20 protein-coding genes are annotated in these 17,700 nt (G+C 40.7%); 17 read left to right on the top strand and 3 right to left on the bottom strand.

From position 1 onward, the window contains the following. From ESA94_RS15010 to ESA94_RS14935, 16 genes are all read left to right on the top strand, one after another. Complete coding sequence (locus tag ESA94_RS15010) at positions 1 to 1,149, top strand: glycosyltransferase family 4 protein (RefSeq protein ID WP_129131745.1); 1,149 nt, start codon at positions 1 to 3, stop codon at positions 1,147 to 1,149. Between the two features lie 9 nt (positions 1,150 to 1,158). Then, entirely contained in the window at positions 1,159 to 1,713 is a 555-nt protein-coding gene (locus ESA94_RS15005) for a WcaF family extracellular polysaccharide biosynthesis acetyltransferase (protein ID WP_205755989.1), read from the top strand. Continuing rightward, complete coding sequence (locus ESA94_RS15000) at positions 1,710 to 2,468, top strand: glycosyltransferase family 2 protein (RefSeq protein ID WP_129131743.1); 759 nt, start codon at positions 1,710 to 1,712, stop codon at positions 2,466 to 2,468. The genes ESA94_RS15005 and ESA94_RS15000 overlap by 4 nt, the downstream gene beginning before the upstream one ends. 124 nt (positions 2,469 to 2,592) lie before the next feature. Continuing rightward, complete coding sequence (gene gmd / locus ESA94_RS14995; RefSeq protein ID WP_129131742.1) at positions 2,593 to 3,705, top strand: GDP-mannose 4,6-dehydratase; 1,113 nt, start codon at positions 2,593 to 2,595, stop codon at positions 3,703 to 3,705. Beyond that, entirely contained in the window at positions 3,705 to 4,634 is a 930-nt protein-coding gene (fcl, locus tag ESA94_RS14990; protein ID WP_129131741.1) for a GDP-L-fucose synthase, read from the top strand. Before gmd ends, fcl begins: the two co-directional genes overlap by 1 nt. 105 nt (positions 4,635 to 4,739) lie before the next feature. Further along, positions 4,740 to 5,489, top strand: coding sequence for a tyrosine-protein phosphatase (locus tag ESA94_RS14985; RefSeq protein ID WP_129131740.1), 750 nt, complete (start codon positions 4,740 to 4,742; stop codon positions 5,487 to 5,489). A gap of 9 nt (positions 5,490 to 5,498) precedes the next feature. Further along, on the top strand, positions 5,499 to 6,710 hold the full coding sequence (locus tag ESA94_RS14980; RefSeq protein WP_129131739.1) for a glycosyltransferase: 1,212 nt from the start codon (positions 5,499 to 5,501) through the stop codon (positions 6,708 to 6,710). A gap of 78 nt (positions 6,711 to 6,788) precedes the next feature. Further along, on the top strand, positions 6,789 to 7,673 hold the full coding sequence (locus ESA94_RS14975; RefSeq protein WP_129131738.1) for a MerR family transcriptional regulator: 885 nt from the start codon (positions 6,789 to 6,791) through the stop codon (positions 7,671 to 7,673). A 158-nt stretch (positions 7,674 to 7,831) separates the two neighbouring features. Further along, positions 7,832 to 8,332, top strand: a complete 501-nt coding sequence (locus tag ESA94_RS14970; RefSeq protein ID WP_129131737.1) for an RNA polymerase sigma factor — start codon at positions 7,832 to 7,834, stop codon at positions 8,330 to 8,332. 11 nt (positions 8,333 to 8,343) lie between these two features. Next, entirely contained in the window at positions 8,344 to 9,843 is a 1,500-nt protein-coding gene (locus tag ESA94_RS14965) for a phytoene desaturase family protein (protein WP_129131736.1), read from the top strand. Next, positions 9,840 to 10,676, top strand: coding sequence for a phytoene/squalene synthase family protein (locus ESA94_RS14960; RefSeq protein WP_129131735.1), 837 nt, complete (start codon positions 9,840 to 9,842; stop codon positions 10,674 to 10,676). The genes ESA94_RS14965 and ESA94_RS14960 overlap by 4 nt, the downstream gene beginning before the upstream one ends. Positions 10,677 to 10,700: 24 nt before the next feature. Then, entirely contained in the window at positions 10,701 to 11,237 is a 537-nt protein-coding gene (idi, locus tag ESA94_RS14955) for an isopentenyl-diphosphate Delta-isomerase (protein WP_129131734.1), read from the top strand. Beyond that, positions 11,224 to 12,717 (top strand): 1-hydroxycarotenoid 3,4-desaturase CrtD, encoded by a 1,494-nt coding sequence (crtD, locus tag ESA94_RS14950; protein ID WP_129131733.1) that lies wholly within the window; start codon positions 11,224 to 11,226, stop codon positions 12,715 to 12,717. The genes idi and crtD overlap by 14 nt, the downstream gene beginning before the upstream one ends. Next, positions 12,717 to 13,406, top strand: coding sequence for a carotenoid biosynthesis protein (locus tag ESA94_RS14945; protein ID WP_129131732.1), 690 nt, complete (start codon positions 12,717 to 12,719; stop codon positions 13,404 to 13,406). Before crtD ends, ESA94_RS14945 begins: the two co-directional genes overlap by 1 nt. Further along, positions 13,403 to 13,885 carry a sterol desaturase family protein gene (locus tag ESA94_RS14940; protein ID WP_129131731.1) on the top strand — a complete coding sequence of 161 codons (483 nt, stop codon included), beginning with the start codon at positions 13,403 to 13,405 and terminating at the stop codon, positions 13,883 to 13,885. Before ESA94_RS14945 ends, ESA94_RS14940 begins: the two co-directional genes overlap by 4 nt. 145 nt (positions 13,886 to 14,030) lie before the next feature. Continuing rightward, on the top strand, positions 14,031 to 14,744 hold the full coding sequence (locus tag ESA94_RS14935) for a lycopene cyclase domain-containing protein (protein WP_129131730.1): 714 nt from the start codon (positions 14,031 to 14,033) through the stop codon (positions 14,742 to 14,744). A gap of 135 nt (positions 14,745 to 14,879) precedes the next feature. Here ESA94_RS14935 and ESA94_RS21760 read toward each other — a convergent pair whose 3' ends face one another. Next, complete coding sequence (locus tag ESA94_RS21760; RefSeq protein WP_262708035.1) at positions 14,880 to 15,011, bottom strand: hypothetical protein; 132 nt, start codon at positions 15,009 to 15,011, stop codon at positions 14,880 to 14,882. Between the two features lie 42 nt (positions 15,012 to 15,053). Here ESA94_RS21760 and ESA94_RS14930 point away from each other — a divergent pair, with 42 nt between their 5' ends. Beyond that, on the top strand, positions 15,054 to 15,998 hold the full coding sequence (locus tag ESA94_RS14930; RefSeq protein ID WP_129131729.1) for an SPFH domain-containing protein: 945 nt from the start codon (positions 15,054 to 15,056) through the stop codon (positions 15,996 to 15,998). A 49-nt stretch (positions 15,999 to 16,047) separates the two neighbouring features. Here ESA94_RS14930 and ESA94_RS14925 read toward each other — a convergent pair whose 3' ends face one another. Both ESA94_RS14925 and ESA94_RS14920 read right to left on the bottom strand, forming a co-directional pair. Then, on the bottom strand, positions 16,048 to 16,545 hold the full coding sequence (locus ESA94_RS14925) for a hypothetical protein (protein WP_129131728.1): 498 nt from the start codon (positions 16,543 to 16,545) through the stop codon (positions 16,048 to 16,050). Positions 16,546 to 16,596: 51 nt separating this feature from the next. Next, the gene (locus ESA94_RS14920) at positions 16,597 to 17,451 is read right to left on the bottom strand and encodes a DUF6089 family protein (protein ID WP_129131727.1); all 855 of its coding nucleotides are present in this window, start codon (positions 17,449 to 17,451) and stop codon (positions 16,597 to 16,599) included. Positions 17,452 to 17,700 lie beyond the last annotated feature (249 nt).

Below are 17,700 nucleotides of genomic sequence, written 5' to 3'. Positions count from 1 at the left end.
TTGAAACAACGTATCCTTATTTTTTACGATCATTTTTACCCTTCTTATAAAGCTGGTGGACCAACACAGTCGTTGGTTAATCTTGTTCGTGAATTGCATGATGCATATGAAGTGTTTGTTGTATGCAAGCCGCATGAACGTGGGGAAACTACACTACTACAAGGCATCAAAGCAAATGAGTGGACTGCCTGGGAAAACAAAGCAAAAATTTATTATTGGCAATATGGCTGGAGTGCAAGAGTTGAACTGTTGAAACTGATTAAGGAAGTTTCTCCCGATGTAGTTTATATCAACGGCATCTATTCGCTGTACTTTAATTTCCTTCCACTTTGGTATGCAGTAAAATACAAAGCGAAGAAAGCAAGTTTAAAAATAGTATTAGCCGCAAGGGGCATGTTACATGGCGGTGCGCTTTCACAAAAAAGCATCAAGAAAAAGCCTTTTTTGTTTTTGTTTAAATTGCTTGGGCTACATCAACAGGTGTGTTGGCATGCAACCGATGAACGTGAAGCAGCTTTTATTCAATCTGCGATGGGGAGCAATGTGCAGGTAAAAACTGCAGCTAATTTTCCTAACCTGTTACCTGTTATCGGCGGACCTGGTAAAGCCGAAAATGAATTGGTGCTTGGCACTGTTGCATTGATCAGTCCAATGAAAAATCATTTGGCTGTATTGCAGGCTTTGCAAAAAAGTACGGCAACTGTTACATGGTTTATTTTTGGTCCGGTAAAGGATGCTGCTTATTGGAATGAATGTAAGGCGTTGATTGATCTACTCCCATCAACCATTAAAGTTAAATACAAGGGCGAGTTACCACCCACACAGTTGCAGGAAGCTATGCAACAATTCCAGGTTTTTATTATGCCGAGTAAGAGTGAGAATTTCGGGCATGCTATTATGGAAGCGCTAAGTGCAGGCAAGCCTGTTATTACCAGCACCACCACTCCGTTTGGTGACCTGGAACATGCAAACTGTGGTTTTGCAATTGAACCAGGTAATTTGGTTGAAGGGTTGCAAAAAGCGATAACGGCGTTTGCAGCAATGAACAGTCAGGATTTTGAAGTAAGTGCAAAAGCAACACAATCCTATCTCTCTGCTAAAACCGATGCAGCAACTCTGCGTGCAGCTTATCATTCGTTGTTTAACTAAGTTTGTATAATGAAAACAAATCTTGCAGCATATAATAACGATTGGTACAAACCAGGCAGACCGGCTGTTGTTCGTCTGCTATGGTTACTCACCAGTGTTTTGTTTGTGCAGTGCAATTGGAATCCGCTTTCATCTGTGCGTGTGCGGCTGCTTCGTTTGTTTGGCGCAAAAATTGGTAAGGGTGTAATAATTAAGCCGGGTGTGCAAATAAAATACCCCTGGTATTTATCAATTGGCGATCATTGTTGGATTGGAGAGCATGTATGGATCGATAATCTTACATCCGTAACAATCGGCAATGATGTTTGTTTATCACAAGCTGCTTATCTTTTAACAGGTAATCACGATTATAAAAAAAGTACGTTCGATCTAATTGTCAAACCAATTGTGTTGGAAGATGGTGTTTGGATTGGAGCAAAAGCAATTGTTTGCCCGGGTGTAATTTGCCGGTCGCATGCAGTGGTAACTGCAGGATCTGTTGTACGTAACGAATTACAATCCTATACGATCAACAGCGGTAACCCTGCTGTATTTATTAAAGAACGTGTGTTTCAAGTTTCATGAAGGTTTCCATCATTACCGTTGTATATAACAGGGCTGCAACAATTGAACGGGCTATTCTTTCCGTGTTGGGTCAGTCGTATAATAACATCGAATATATTATTGTTGATGGCGCATCGAAAGATGGCACCGTCGATATTATCCATCAGTATAAAGATCGTGTGCACGCTGTTGTTTCTGAAAAAGACAACGGCATGTACGATGCATTGAATAAAGGCATTCGTATGGCCAGTGGTGATGTGGTAGGTATTTTACATGCCGATGATGAGTTTAGTAATGATCTTGTAATTGAAAAAATTGCAGAACGTTTCCGGGCAAACACCGAAGTGGAAGCAGTGTATGGCGATGTTGGTTTTGTTCGTAATGGCGAAGATGACAAAATTGTACGTTACTATTCCTCGGCTATTTTTAAAACCAAACTCTTCACCTGGGGCTTTATGCCGGCCCATCCTACTTTTTTCTGTTACCGCCGTTTTTTTGAAGAATTTGGTTACTACCGCACAGATATGCAAATTGCAGCCGATTTCGATCTGCTGCTCCGCTTTTTGCGTAAGCATAAACTTTATGCACTCTATATTCCTGAAATGCTGGTGAAGATGAATATGGGAGGAAAAAGCACCAATGGCCTTAGCAGCACACTCCGGATCAATAAAGAAATCAAACAGATTTTAAAAGATCACCAATTGCCATCAAATTATCTCCGTCTTTATGCGAGGTATTTTGTAAAGGTTTGGGAGTTTGGGAAGAAGAAGAAATGATGAAGGATGTCTGATGTTGGATTTAGGATATATGATTTAGAGGTAAGAAGGACAAGCGGCAGAGAAGATTTTTAAACAGTAAAACAGCAGTAGTACTACTGCATAGCATAAACCGATCACTACAATGAAAAAAGCATTAATTACAGGTGTTACCGGACAGGACGGAGCTTATCTATCCGATCTGTTGTTAAAGAAAGGATATGAAGTACATGGTATCAAACGTCGTACTTCGTTGTTTAATACCGATCGTATTGATCACCTGTACGAAGATCCGCATATCAATAACCGTCATTTTGTATTACATTATGGCGATCTTACAGACAGCACCAACCTCATCCGCATTATCCAGGAAGTGCAGCCCGATGAAATTTATAACCTCGGTGCAATGAGTCATGTAAAGGTGAGTTTTGATACACCTGAGTATACTGCCAATACCGATGCAATCGGCACACTGCGTATTCTCGAAGCAGTACGTTTACTTGGCTTAACGGAGAAAACAAGAATCTACCAGGCTTCTACTTCTGAATTGTATGGATTAGTACAAGAGGTTCCGCAAAGCGAACGCACACCGTTCTATCCACGTTCGCCTTATGCCGTTGCAAAAATGTACGGCTTCTGGATCACCGTTAACTATCGTGAAGCCTATAACATGTATGCATGTAACGGTATTCTCTTCAACCACGAATCGCCTTTGCGTGGTGAAACATTTGTAACAAGAAAGATCACCCGTGCTGTTGCAAAAATTGCATTGGGTATGCAGGATAAATTGTGGCTGGGTAATCTTGATGCAAAACGTGACTGGGGTCATGCAAAAGATTATGTAGAAGCAATGTGGCTGATGTTACAGCAGGAAAAAGCAGAAGACTTTGTAATTGCAACCGGTGTTACCACACCTGTACGTGATTTTGTACGTATGGCTTTTGCAGAAGTTGGTGTTGAAGTAGAGTTTAAAGGTGAAGGCATCGATGAAAAGGGTTTTGTAACAAGCAGTTCAAATCCTGATCATCCACTTGCTGTTGGTACCGAAGTGGTGGCAGTTGATCCACGTTATTTCCGTCCCACAGAAGTTGATCTGTTGATCGGCGACCCAACAAAAGCAAATACAAAACTCGGCTGGAAACCGAAGTATGATCTGAACGGATTGGTGAAAGAAATGGTAGCAGCAGATGTAGAGATCTTCAAGAAAGAAAAGCTGTTGCACGAAAGCGGTTATAAGATCAAAAATCAATTTGAGTAATGGAGAAGAAAGATAAAATATATGTAGCAGGGCACAGAGGAATGGTGGGCTCTGCTATTGTGCGTAAGCTGCAGGCCGAAGGATTTGAAAATCTCCTGCTCCGTACATCGGCCGAACTCGATTTACGCAGCCAGGAAGCTGTTGATACTTTTTTCAAAGAGCATAAACCTGATTACGTTTTTGTAGCAGCAGCAAAGGTGGGTGGTATCGTTGCAAACAATACATATCGTGCAGATTTTTTGTATGAGAATCTGATGATCCAGAACAATGTTATTCACTCTGCATATAAACATAGTGTAACCAAGTTGTTGTTTTTGGGCTCATCCTGCATCTATCCAAAATTTGCCGAGCAACCCATTAAAGAAGACTATCTGCTTACAGGTATATTGGAGCCAACCAACGAGCCTTATGCCATTGCAAAAATTGCAGGCTTAAAAATGTGCGATGCCTACCGTGCGCAGTATGGTTGCAATTTTATTTCGGCAATGCCAACAAATCTTTATGGCCCGAATGATAATTACGATCTGCAAAATTCGCATGTATTACCTGCGTTACTGCGGAAGATGATCGTTGCAAAACGTACACAACAACCTGCAGTTGAAATTTGGGGTTCGGGTACGCCACGCCGTGAGTTTTTGCATGTGGATGATCTGGCAGATGCCTGTTTCTTTTTAATGCAGGATTACGATGGAACGGATTGGTTGAATATTGGAGTGGGTGATGATGTATCCATCAAAGAATTGGCTGAGTTAATAAAAGAGATTGTTGGATACGAGGGCGAACTTCAATTCAATACATCAAAGCCCGATGGTACACCTCGCAAGTTGCTTGATGTATCAAAACTGGAAAGCCGGGGCTGGAAAGCAAAGATCGGTTTGCGTGAAGGCATTGAACGTGTGTACGAAGAAGTGAAGTCGTTGCCTTTTTAAGGTACAAGAGGCAAGGAAGAAAAACCAGGGTACAAGGATGAAAATCCAAAGAAGAAGGAATAAGAACAATAAGTACGTATTGCGAAGTAAGAGGTAAGTAGTAGTATGTTTGGATTATTTAAGAAGAAGAAAGAAGAGCCAATAGCTGTAACTATTGATTACAGCGCATTGGGCGTAGATATGCATTCGCACCTGTTACCGGGTATTGACGATGGCTCGCCCGATGCTGCTACTTCGGTGAGCTACATTAAAAAAATGATGCAGCTGGGCTATCGTAAGTTTATTACTACTCCGCATGCTTATCCCGATCTTTATCCGAACACACCCGAAACTATTAAGTCAGCGTATACAGTATTAATGCAGCAACTGCAACAGGAAGGAATTGATGTGGAAGTGCGGGCAGCAGCTGAATATTTTATTGACGATACTTTTGCTGACCGGTTAAAAAACAAAGAGCAACTGCTTACACTTCACCAGAATTATGTGTTGGTTGAAATTTCGTTTATGCAACCACCAGCCGATTTAAATGAAGTATTGTTCGAACTGATTGTACAAGGTTATCAGCCGGTGCTGGCACATCCCGAACGTTATAATTTCTATCATTCAAAAAAAGACATCTATCATCGCTTTAAAGATCAGGGATGTCTGTTGCAGGTAAACCTGCTTTCATTGATTGGCTATTATGGAAAGAGCGTACAGGATGCTGCTCATTTTTTAGTGCAGGAAAAGCTGGTTGACCTCATCGGTACCGATCTGCATCATCAACGTCATCTTGAAGCAATGCAACATCCGCAGATCATGCAAGAACTGCAAACAGTTATGCAGCTGAATACTATTTTAAACACCCGTCTTTAATTTTTCTTTTTGCACAAACCAAGAGTACTCATTATTCTTAACAGGCTTGCAACCGGTGGTCCGGCTTTAAATACATTTTGTATGGCCGAAGGATTGAGTACTTCTTTTGATGTATTGGTTGTTGCCGGCGAACCAAATGCCGATGAACAACCTGCCGATTATCTGCTTGATCAGTACAAAGGATTTCACTTTAAAAAAATAGAATTGCTTCGCCGTTCTGTTTTGCCTGCTGTTGACTGGAGGGCTTATCGTCAACTCAAAAAAGTCATCAACGATTTTAATCCGCAAATTGTACATACACATGGTACAAAGCCAGGTGTGTTAGGCAGGGTTGCTGCACATAACTGCAAGGTGCCTGTAATTGTGCATACATTTCATGGGCATGTGTTTCATTCGTATTTCTCCCGTTTTATTTCCAATCGTATTATACAGATCGAAAGATGGCTGGCGGGGTATTCAACTGCAATTATTGCCATCAGCAACATACTTAAACAGGAGCTGGTTTATACTTACCGCATCGCATCAGCAGAAAAAATAAAACTGGTAAGGCTCGGTATTGATACTGCTTTCTTTAAAGATGTGCATGCTGAAAAAAGAAACGCTTTCAAAAAAGAATTTCATCTAACAGCATCAACAAAGGCAATTGGTATTGTTGGCCGGCTTGTACCAATTAAGCAACATCGTTTGTTTATTGATACTGCTGTTACACTTCTTCGCAACCAAAGCAATCTGCCCGCTATTCGTTTTTTTATTATTGGTGATGGTGCAGAAAAACAAGCGCTGCAGGAATATATTTTGCAGCAGGGGAGCAGTTATTGTACTTCTAGTGACGCACAAACCAACCCTGCGCCCTTTGTTTTTACATCATGGCGAACAGATATGGATATTGTATTTGCAGGCTTAGATCTTGTAATGCTTACATCGCTTAATGAAGGAACGCCTGTTTCTGTTATGGAAGCAATGGCCGCCGGCAAACCGGTAGTAGCAACAAATGTTGGAGGTGTTGCAGAACTTGTTCATCACGGGCAAACAGGTTTGCTCGGGCATACAGCCGCCGAACTTGCAATACATGTACAGTTATTATTACAGCAACCGGCAACTGCTGCTCAAATGGCTAATGCCGCACAACAAACAGCTTCTTCACAATTTTCGCATACAACCGAGCTTGCAGAACTTTCTGCTTTTTACCGGCAACTTTTATCCGGTAAGCAGCTTACTTAATTCACTACAGCTAAGAATTTCAGTAATTGGTAAACCTTTTTTGGTCTTTTTTGTAATAGTTGCCGAAGCGTATAAACAATGAATAAGTTTACAATTAAGGATCTTGAAAACCTCAGCGGTATCAAAGCCCATACTATACGCATTTGGGAACAGCGCTATTCGTTTCTGAAACCTCAGCGTACGGCTACTAATATCCGTTACTACAGCGGTCATGAATTGAAAATGCTGCTGAATATTTCTTTGCTTAACAAGTACGGTTTCAAAATTTCGCACATCGATCGTATGAGCGAAGAGGAGTTGCGGGCAAAAACACTTACACTTACCAACAATGAAGCACAACAGGAGCGTGTAATAAATGAGCTGATCCAGTACATGGCCGATCTTGAAATGGATGCGTTTGAAGAATTGATCGAGGATCAGATCAAGGCGTTAGGAGTTGAGCGAACAATTTCACAGATACTTTTTCCTTTTCTTGAGCGAATTGGCATTCTCTGGTTAACCGATCACATCAATCCTGCACAGGAGCATCTTACCACAAATGTTATCCGTCAAAAACTTATTGTGGGTATTAACGGAATAAACGGGATTGCAATTCATAAAAGTAAAATACTGTTGTTCCTGCCGGAAAATGAACACCACGAAGTAGGCTTGCTCTTCCTGCACTACATCTTAAAGGCAAGAGGGTTTAAAGTCATTTATCTTGGTGCAAATGTTCCAATGAAAGATCTGGAGTTTGTGGTTGAAAACCTGAAACCTAATTTCATTTACACACATCTAACTACAGTAATTAAAGAATTTAACTTCGATAAATTTCTGCAACAGGTAAAGAACAAATTCCCTTATCAGCAAATACTTATGTCGGGTACATTACTGAAGGCATTTGAAAAGAAAGCACTGCCGTCGAATATTAGAGTGCTGAAATCGTTTGACGAAGTAAACGACTTTATCAGGCAACTTCCATAAAAGAAAAGATATTCAAATAAAGGATCCCCCGTTTTACGGGGGATTTTTTTTGCTGTTTCGGAGTAATGTTTAATAATTTGACAAAAAAATTAAACAAAAATTTGCTTTCCTCCTTCATTTCTGTTTAACTTTAGGTGTACGATAATTAAACAGATATTATGTCGACAGTAGAATTCAACCAAATGCTTTTGACAAATACAGATTTTCTGAAGCCGTTTGCTTTTACGTTGACGAGAGATAACGAAACTGCAAAAGACTTGCTGCAGGAAACCATGTTCAGGGCATTAGCCAACAGAGAAAAGTACAATGTAGGTACAAACATCAAAGCATGGTTGTACACCATTATGCGTAATATTTTTATTAATAACTATCGTCGCAGGGCCAAGCAACAAACAATTTTCGATTTTACACCCAACGAATTTCTACTCGATTACCAGCAGGTAACTGTTGCCAACGAGGCTGAGGCCAACCTGCAACTGAAAGAAATTAAAAAAGCGGTTTACGAATTGCCCGAAATTTTCAAACAGCCTTTTACGCTTTATTTTGAAGGCTTCAAGTACCATGAAATAGCCCATGTGCTTAATGAGCCATTGGGAACAATTAAAAGCCGTATCCATTTTGCCCGTAAATTGTTGAAAGAACAGATCAGCAGAAACTAAACCTTCGTCATTTGGCTAAAAAAGCAATTGTTATTGGCAGTGGCTTTGCCGGTATGTCGGCAGCATCTTTTCTTGCAAAAGCAGGATGGCATGTTACTGTATTGGAAAAGCATGATCAACCGGGTGGCAGAGCAAGACAACTGAAAATAGATGGATTTACATTTGATATGGGACCAAGCTGGTACTGGATGCCCGATGTGTTTGAACGTTACTTTAATCAGTTTGAAAAAAAAGCAAACGACTATTACGAACTGAAGCGGCTCGATCCATCGTACCGTATTTACTATAAAAATGAAACAACCGATATACCTGCCGATTACACTGCATTAAAACATTTGTTTGAAACATTAGAACCCGGCAGCGGTAAGCAGCTTGATCTATTTATAAAAGAAGCAGCTTACAAATACGAAACAGGTATTAACAAACTGGTGTACAAACCGGGGTTGTCGCTCTCCGAATTTGCAGACAAAGCATTATTGAAAGGCGTCTTCAGACTTGATGTGTTTACATCAATGAAGAAACATGTACGGAAGCATTTTGCCGATAGCCGTTTGCGTGAGCTGATGGAATTTCCTGTTTTGTTTTTAGGTGCACTGCCCGAAAAAATTCCTGCGCTTTACAGCTTAATGAATTATGCTGATGTAAAACTTGGCACATGGTTTCCGGTTGGTGGTATGTACGAAGTTGTGAAAGCTATGCACAGTCTTGCAGTAGCGTTGGGCGTAGAGTTTCGGTTTAACAGCAATGTAGAAGAAATTAAAACGCTTCATGGCAGGGCAACAGGTGTTGTAGTAAATGATGAATACCTGGAAGCGGAAGTTGTAGTTAGCGGAGCCGATTATCATTTCACCGAAACAAAACTCCTCCATCATCACGATCAATCGTATTCGGAAGGTTACTGGAGCAATCGTGTAATGGCGCCTTCCTGCCTGCTTTATTATGTGGGGTTGAACAAACAGCTGCCTCAGCTTACGCATCACAGTTTATTCTTCGATACCGATTTTAACAGGCATGGTAAAGAAATTTATAACGATCCGCAATGGCCAACCGATCCGTTGTTTTATGTAAGTGCAACAACCAGAACCGATGCTTCGGGGGCACCGGAAGGTTGCGAAAATTTATTTTTTCTGATACCTGTTGCTGCAGGTTTACAAGGCGATACAGAAGAGTTACGTGAAAAATATTTTCAACAGATTGTTCAACGTTTTGAACAACGCATTGGTGAACCAATTGCAGATTCTGTTGTTTATAAGAAATCGTATTCGGTAAGCAATTTCGTAGATGATTACAATGCGTTTCGTGGTAATGCATACGGTTTAGCCAACACGTTGTTGCAAACAGCTGTTTTAAAACCGGGATGCCGTAGCCGGAAAGTTGAGAATTTATATTATACCGGTCAGCTTACAGTGCCGGGGCCGGGTGTGCCGCCGAGCCTTATCAGTGGCGAAGTGGTAGCATCTTTAATTAATCAACATTATTCAAAATCTGTTCAAACAACCGAGCGCTTATGATGAATATTTTTCATGAAGTATGCCAGCAGAGCAGCCGCATCACCACAGAGCGGTACAGTACTTCTTTTTCGTCGGCTATCCGTTTGCTGCATCCCGATCTGCGCAAACCGATCTATAATATTTACGGCCTGGTTCGTTTTGCCGATGAAATTGTTGATACATTTCATGAACACGATAAAGCAACATTGATCGCTGAGTTTCGTAAAGAAACATTTGAAGCAATTGAACGTGGCATCAGCTTAAATCCAATCCTGCACAGTTTTCAATTAACCGTTAATCAATACAGGATCGATCATGCACTCATTCATGCCTTTTTTAACAGCATGGAAATGGATCTTGAAAAAAAGCAATACAGCAACGAAGGGTATAACGAATACATTTATGGCAGTGCCGAAGTAGTTGGTTTAATGTGTTTGTATGTTTTTGTAGAAGGCGATCAAAAGCGATACGACCAGTTGAAGTCGGCTGCACAATCGCTGGGTGCTGCTTTTCAGAAAGTAAATTTTTTGCGTGATGTAAAAGCCGATTACAACCAACTCGACCGTACTTATTTTCCCGGTTTGGATTTCTGCAATTTTACCGACAGGCAAAAACAGGAAATTGAAACCGATATTCAGAAAGATTTTGATGCCGCATTCAAAGGCATTATGCAACTGCCTCCCAAAGCCCGTTTTGGAGTGTATGTAGCTTACAAATATTATCTCTCATTATTTGCCAAAATAAAAAAGTTGCGGCCAACAGTTATCCTGCAACAGCGGGTGCGTATTTCCGATTATTACAAGATCATGATTTTATTAAGAGCAGGTGTACGCAGTCACTTCAACATCCTGTAACCAATAATGCTTTATTTTTGATTGATGCACGAAGTTATTCTCGTAAACGAGCTGGATGAAGCGATCGGTTCCATGGAAAAAATGGAAGCACACGAAAAAGCGTTACTACACCGTGCATTCAGCGTATTCCTTTTTAATAAACAGGGTGAGATGTTGCTGCAGAAAAGAGCAGCAACGAAATACCACAGCCCATCGTTATGGACCAATGCCTGCTGCAGTCATCCAATGCCGGGCGAAGAAACGAAAGCTGCTGCCTTACGTCGGTTGCAGGAGGAGTTGGGCTTTACTACCAACATTCACAAAGCATTTCATTTTACCTATAAAGCCGAATTTGATAATGGCTTAACTGAACATGAGTTTGATCATGTTTTTGTAGGCGAATACGAAGCTGCAATGCATTTAAATGCAGATGAAGTAAGTGCTGTGTGTTACAAATCCATAGCAGTTATTAAAGATGAAATTGCACAGAATGCCGGCAGTTATACCGAGTGGTTTAAAATTGCACTTCCCCTTTTAGAAGAATGGTTGCAACAAAACAACCCAACTTATGCAGCAGCATAAAGCAGTGGTAATTGGCAGTGGTGTTGCCGGTTTAGCAGCAGCTATCCGTTTGGCAACACTGGGTTATCATGTTGATGTGTTTGAACGGAATAGCTATGCCGGTGGTAAGCTTTCTTATTTTGAAAAAGATGGGTTTGTGTTTGATGCAGGTCCTTCCTTATTTACGCAGCCACAAAACCTCGAAGAATTATTTGCTTTTGCAGGCGAACCCATTGAAGCCTATTTTCAATATGAAAAGGTTGCTGTTTCCTGTAACTATTTTTTTGAAAACGGAAAACGTGTACAGGCGTTTACGAACGCCAAACAACTGGCCGATGAGCTGCACACACAACTTGGCGAAGAAAAAAACAATGTACTCAATTACTTAAGCAAGAGTGCAACATTGTATAACAATATCGGTGAGTTATTCTTAAATCATTCATTGCAAAAAAGAAGTACCTGGTTGCAAAAGCCGGTACTGAAAGCGTTGCAAACCGTACGTTTACCACATTTGCTGGGCAGCTTGCACGGGATCAATCAATCTTCGTTCCGCACAGCAGAAGCAGTACAGATCTTTGATCGTTTTGCAACATACAATGGCAGTAATCCTTACCAAACGCCGGGCATGATGAGTTTAATTCCGCATCTGGAATTGAACGAAGGAACCTATTATCCGAAGGGAGGTATGATCAGCATTACCCATGCATTGGTTAAGCTGGCAGAAAAGAAAGGCGTACATATTCATTACAATTCACCTGCTGATCGCATTATTCATCACGAAGGAAAAGCAAGAGGTGTTGTGGTGAAGAATGAAAACATCTTTGCTGATGTTGTTGTAAGTAATGCAGATGTTTATTTTACCTACAAGCAATTACTCAACGATCCTGTTGAAACAAAAAAAGTAGAGAAGCAAGAACGCAGCTGCAGTGGACTGATCTTTTACTGGGGCATGAACAGGGAGTTTCCGCAACTGCAGTTGCATAATATTTTCTTCAGTAAAAATTATGCAGCGGAATTTCAATCATTGTTTCAGCAGCATCGTTTGTATAACGATCCTACGGTGTATGTAAACATTACCTCCAAAATGGAAGAAGGCCTTGCACCTAATGGAAAAGAAAACTGGTTTCTGCTGATCAATGCACCTTCAAATGTTGGACAAAACTGGGAAAAGTTGCGTGAACAGTTAAAGCAGGTTGTAATTGCTAAACTCAGCAGCGTATTGCAAACCGATATTGCATCGGCCATTGAAACAGAAGAATATCTCGACCCGATCCGTATTGAAGAACGTACAGGTTCGTTCATGGGTTCGTTGTATGGCACAAGCAGCAATAGTAAAATGGCTGCATTTCTCCGTCATCCAAATTTTACCAGGAAAATTGAAGGGTTGTATTTCTGCGGCGGCAGTGTACATCCCGGAGGCGGTATTCCGCTTTGCTTCAAGAGCGCAAAAATTGCTGTCGAACTTATTCAGAAAGATCAACAAAAACAGAAAGCTCATTAATGTTGCAACAATACAGTAAACAACAAATCGCTACTGCTATAGCCGTACTGTTTCATTGTGTTGGCTTGTGTGGTATTTTGTTTTACGATGTGCAGTTGTTTGCTTCGCTTACACCCATGAATCTTTTGCTGAGTGCTGCGTTACTCATTTACACCCAGCAGCAAAAGAATGTTTGGTTTTTTGTTTTTTTGTTTGTTTGTTATGCGGTGGGTTATGCTGTTGAATATCTCGGCGTAAATCATCAGTTGTTGTTTGGGTATTACCGGTATCTGCCTGCAATGGGCGCACAATGGAAAAATGTGCCGTTGGTAATAGGTGTTAACTGGTTTATTCTGATGTATTGTTGCGGCATTACCATACAGCAGATGCTTAATTATTTCTGGAATAAACTGAAAGAAAAAGATCAGCCGGCCCGCAGCAATGTTGGTTTTATTGCTGTGATTGTCGACAGCGCTTTGCTGGCTACTTTTTTCGATTGGCTCATGGAACCTGTGGCCGTTAGGCTGGGTTACTGGCAATGGCTGGGCGATGGTTCAATTCCATTACTCAACTATGCTTCCTGGTTTGGAGTGAGTTTGCTGCTGCTGTTGTTATTCCGGCTTTTATCTTTTAATAAACAAAACCAATTCGCAGTAAATTTGTTATTGATCCAGTTCATGTTCTTTTTAATCTTACGCACTGTATTATGAGTTTGTTGATCTACATTTTACTGGCATTTGCTGTGTTCTTTACAATGGAAGGCATTACCTGGCTTACACATAAGTTTGTGATGCATGGGTTTTTGTGGTACCTGCACGAAGATCATCATCAGCCACGTGGCCGTTTCTTCGAAAAGAACGATGCATTCTTTCTCATCTTTGCTATACCAAGCTGGTTGTGCATTATGCTGGGTTTAATGTACCAGGTATATTGGGTAGTAAGTATTGGTGCAGGCATAGCTATGTACGGCGCTGCTTATTTTATTGTGCACGATATCATCATACACCAACGCTTTAAAGTTTTCAGCAGGTGGAATAGTACCTATGTGCGGGCTATCCGCTGGGCACATAAAATGCACCATAAGCATTTAGACAAAGAAGATGGTGAAAGTTTCGGCATGCTCTTCGTGCATAAAAAGTATTGGGAAAAAGTGCGTAAGGAAAAGCAACTTAATCCGAATATTAAATAATACGATGACTGCAGAATGAAGAGTAATCGTTTGTCGTAAACAGACCTGACAGGTTAAGCCAACGCTTACTGTTTGTTTAAAATAACAGATGAAACATGTGAGCGCTCAACCTGTCAGGTCGAGCGTTTTTAAATAGAAATAGAATTTGAATTCACACTACACTTATTTTCTTATTCTGCTTGGCTCATTTGCCGGTCCACTGTTGTTAAGCTTCGATAAGAAAGTAGCTTTTTATACCAAATGGAAATACCTGTTTCCTGCTATGCTTCTTCCTGCTTTGTTTTTTATTGTGTGGGATGAGGTGAAAACAAAAGCAGGCGTCTGGAGTTTCAGCAATGCGCATGTCACCGGTATTAAAATTTCAACATTGCCTTTAGAAGAACTGCTCTTCTTTTTTGTTGTGCCTTATTGCTGTGTGTTTATTTACGAATGTATTGTTTGCTATTTTCCATCGGTTAAGCAGAAGAGTTGGGGAAGGCCGGTGCTGTTGTTGGTGGGTTTATTTTTTTTACTTGCTGCTATTTTTACCTATGGCAAAGCCTACACGTTTTATACATCGTTGTTCAATGTGTTGTTTATTGCAGCGCTGTTTATTTTTTCAAAATGGTTTAAAGGTTTCAATGCTTCTGCTTTTCTGCTGAGTTACCTGCTTGTGGTGATTCCTTTTCTTATTGTAAACGGATTGCTTACCGGTATTCCTGTTGTGTTGTACAACGATGCAGAAAATCTCGGCATCCGTATTTTCTCCTTTCTTCCCTGGCCAACGAACAATATTCCGGTAGAAGATATTTTTTACGGCATGCTGTTGATTTTAATGAACGTGGCTTTTTACGAACGGATGCGTAATAAAAAGGCATAACTGATTTGCAGTATTGTTGCTAAAATATTTTCATGCTTGGTTCTTTTGTATGTCGGGGAACATTGTAATTTTGATGTGTAAAAAATACTGTTCTATACAGTCAGCATGAACAACACTGCGTTTCGCATCATCGCCTTACTCCTGCATCTTCTGTCTTCTCTTTTCATTTTGTTTTTCCTGCTCGATTTCGATTTGTCCGGAGGCTGGATACGTTTTTTTCTTTTCATTGCTTTCTGTATGGTCATGCTTGTTCTGCTGATCGCCCATATAACTTCCCTCATCCGCTTTCTTAAAACCAAATAATAAAATATGATCTCTGTAATTATTTTTATTCTCGCTGCAATTGTTGCAGGGTTATTTTTCGGCATCCTCAAACGATCCACTTATGTAAATGAGCAAGGTCGGTTTAAACTTACAGCATTGCTACGTTTAGGAGCTGTAACGCTTATCGCTTTTATTGTTGTAGTAATCAATCCCATCGATATTGAACGTATTGATGCCGGACATGTAGGCATTAAAGTAAGCAACGTTGGCGATAACCGTGGCGTAGGCCGTACAGAATATGTTACAGGTTGGGTGTTTTACAATTCCTGGATCTCCAGAATTTTTGAATTCCCGATTCACCAGCAGCATATTGATTACGAAGCAAACGATATTGTTACAAAAGGTGGTTTTCGTGCAACTATTAAACCTTCGTTCAACTATTCCATCAATGCCGGTAATGTTGCCGATATGTTTCAGAACCTGCGTGTAGGTGTGCAGGAAATGGAACAGGGTTGGTTGAAAAATGCAATTGTAGGTTCGGTGAATGATGTGGCCAACCGTTACACCGTCGATTCAATTTTCAACCATAGAGAAGAGTTTGAAGCTGATATTGTAAAAGAATGTAACAAGCGGGTTGCAAAGTGGTTTAATGTATCGCAACTGCGTACCAACATTGTTCCTCCCGCAGAAATTTCGGAGTCCATCATTGCAAAAACAAGAGCAATACAGGAAGTGCAGGTAGCAGAAAACAGAAGACAGGTAGCAATAGCAGAAGCAGAACGGAAGATTGCCGAAGCAAGAGGTGATTCGGCACAGGCTGTTATCCAGGCTGCCGGCCGTGCAGAAGCCATCAGAAGAGAACAATTGTCGTTAACGTCTTTGTATATCGATTATATAAAAGTGCAGAAATGGAGTGGCCAGGTACCAACTACCGTTGCAGGTGCTAACAGCGGATTTTTAATTCAGCTGCCAAAAGATGTAAAAGAATAACCATGAGGAACCTCAATAAAAAAGCGGAGTAAAATACTCCGCTTTTTTATTATAGCTTAAGATACTCTTTTAGTTTCCCTTCTTTATTTGCATCGAGCAGTTTTTTTAATCGTTTGTTTGATTGCACGTTATTTTTTTCATTCGCACAGTAATCGGCAAACAGCTTCATTGCTCCGTAGGTTATTTCCTTGCTGTCTTTTCCTTTATCAGCATTATCCATTACAAACTTTGTAAGGCAAGCCATGTAAACAGCAAGAAGCATATCTTCTTCTTTACCATATTTGGTAACATCTGCATTCAGTTCAAAGGTATAATCGGCAGTTGAAGTCATCCATTTAATAAGAAAAGACATTGCAGAAAGTCGATTAACATCGGAACCATTAACAGGTGTAGATAAAATAAAATCAGCCGCTTCCAATGCTTTCGAATTGTAAGTACGGCATTCTTCAGCAGTTGCAAATTTAATGTCGGCTAAAGGGCGAAAATCCTGGGCAAAAATTGTTGTGTTAGCCAGAAAGAGAATGGCAAGCAAAAGTGGTTTCTTCATGTTGTTTTTTTTTGGAAAAGTACCGCAGATAAAAGACAAATCCAAACAGCTTTAGTATCCTTTTTCTCTTGTACCGGGGCAACCTACTTTTTTATTTTTCTTAAACGAAGCAATGCCCGAAGTGCGTTCGTACCAATCAACAAACGGGCGCCATACAAGTGTAAGCTGTATAAAATAATAGGCATCTTTATTTTTTTCGCTGCCACGCAAAGTGCCAGCAGTTGGATAAGCTCCGCCACCACGGTAGGCTAAGTCAACTGCAGTCTGTCCACGTGCGGAAAGCAATGCAGCCTGGTCTACATAACGTGTGCTCACATCATCAATATAATCGGTAAACGTTTTGCGATAGCCCAGTTCTAACCCAACACGCAGGTCTTCGGTAAGCAAATATTCGCCACCAATACCAAACGGAATAGCGAACTGTGTTGATTTATATGTTTTCTTTCCTGCTATAAAGCCTTGCCCTTCGGTGCTAAGTGGTTGCAGAAAAGTTTTTGCTCCATTGTTATCGGCAGTAAATGGTTTTATGCGGTAAAGGGCGCCACCTGCAAACACATAAGGTGTCCACCATTTATAATTCAGGTTAAAAATATTGTATTGCCCACCGAGCTCCCATTCAAAAAGATTGGTTTGAAAATTAAGATTACGGCTTTGATGCGATGCACTTTTGCTTTTTGCATCATCGGCACGCAGCATACCCAGGCTGATATGTGTACGGGCCAGCAAATGTTCGGTTAAATCGTAACGGGCACCAATGCTGCCAACAAACTTCGCCTGGTTGAATGTGAAATTTCTGCGTTGTAAATCGCCCTGGTAATTGGCAAAGCCACCACGAAAGGATAAATGAAAATTTTGTGCTGATGCAAAAACAGGTGCGAGGCAAATTAGCAGTATCAGTTTTTTCATTGTGTATTGGATTGTTTTCAACGATAATCCGCAACTAAGAACGCAAAACAATCGGAAAAAGTATAGGGCTAACGGGGTTGATAATGTATCGGGAAACTTCAATCCCAAGTCTGAAACAATAAACCATAAACAGGGTTCAGGTGTCTGACGCTTGCAGCGTCCTGACAGCAGTCTCCGAAAATCAGAAAGTCTTCGGCGTCAGTACGTCGAAGAGGTCAGACACCTGAACATTACAGCTAAAAACATAAC

The organism is Lacibacter luteus, from assembly GCF_004118265.1.
In the GTDB taxonomy this organism is placed as follows: domain Bacteria; phylum Bacteroidota; class Bacteroidia; order Chitinophagales; family Chitinophagaceae; genus Lacibacter; species Lacibacter luteus.
The sequence above is the reverse complement of the archived record's forward strand: the minus strand, read 5'-3'. Positions and strand labels throughout refer to the sequence as shown.

Coding starts and splice junctions, on each gene's coding strand:
- ESA94_RS15005 (WP_205755989.1), top strand. CDS start 1,159: ATGAAAACAAATCTTGCAGCATATAATAACGATTGGTACAAACCAGGC.
- ESA94_RS15000 (WP_129131743.1), top strand. CDS start 1,710: ATGAAGGTTTCCATCATTACCGTTGTATATAACAGGGCTGCAACAATT.
- gmd (WP_129131742.1), top strand. CDS start 2,593: ATGAAAAAAGCATTAATTACAGGTGTTACCGGACAGGACGGAGCTTAT.
- fcl (WP_129131741.1), top strand. CDS start 3,705: ATGGAGAAGAAAGATAAAATATATGTAGCAGGGCACAGAGGAATGGTG.
- ESA94_RS14985 (WP_129131740.1), top strand. CDS start 4,740: ATGTTTGGATTATTTAAGAAGAAGAAAGAAGAGCCAATAGCTGTAACT.
- ESA94_RS14975 (WP_129131738.1), top strand. CDS start 6,789: ATGAATAAGTTTACAATTAAGGATCTTGAAAACCTCAGCGGTATCAAA.
- ESA94_RS14970 (WP_129131737.1), top strand. CDS start 7,832: ATGTCGACAGTAGAATTCAACCAAATGCTTTTGACAAATACAGATTTT.
- ESA94_RS14960 (WP_129131735.1), top strand. CDS start 9,840: ATGATGAATATTTTTCATGAAGTATGCCAGCAGAGCAGCCGCATCACC.
- idi (WP_129131734.1), top strand. CDS start 10,701: ATGCACGAAGTTATTCTCGTAAACGAGCTGGATGAAGCGATCGGTTCC.
- crtD (WP_129131733.1), top strand. CDS start 11,224: ATGCAGCAGCATAAAGCAGTGGTAATTGGCAGTGGTGTTGCCGGTTTA.
- ESA94_RS14945 (WP_129131732.1), top strand. CDS start 12,717: ATGTTGCAACAATACAGTAAACAACAAATCGCTACTGCTATAGCCGTA.
- ESA94_RS14940 (WP_129131731.1), top strand. CDS start 13,403: ATGAGTTTGTTGATCTACATTTTACTGGCATTTGCTGTGTTCTTTACA.
- ESA94_RS21760 (WP_262708035.1), bottom strand. CDS start 15,011: ATGGGCGATCAGCAGAACAAGCATGACCATACAGAAAGCAATGAAAAG.
- ESA94_RS14930 (WP_129131729.1), top strand. CDS start 15,054: ATGATCTCTGTAATTATTTTTATTCTCGCTGCAATTGTTGCAGGGTTA.
- ESA94_RS14925 (WP_129131728.1), bottom strand. CDS start 16,545: ATGAAGAAACCACTTTTGCTTGCCATTCTCTTTCTGGCTAACACAACA.
- ESA94_RS14920 (WP_129131727.1), bottom strand. CDS start 17,451: ATGAAAAAACTGATACTGCTAATTTGCCTCGCACCTGTTTTTGCATCA.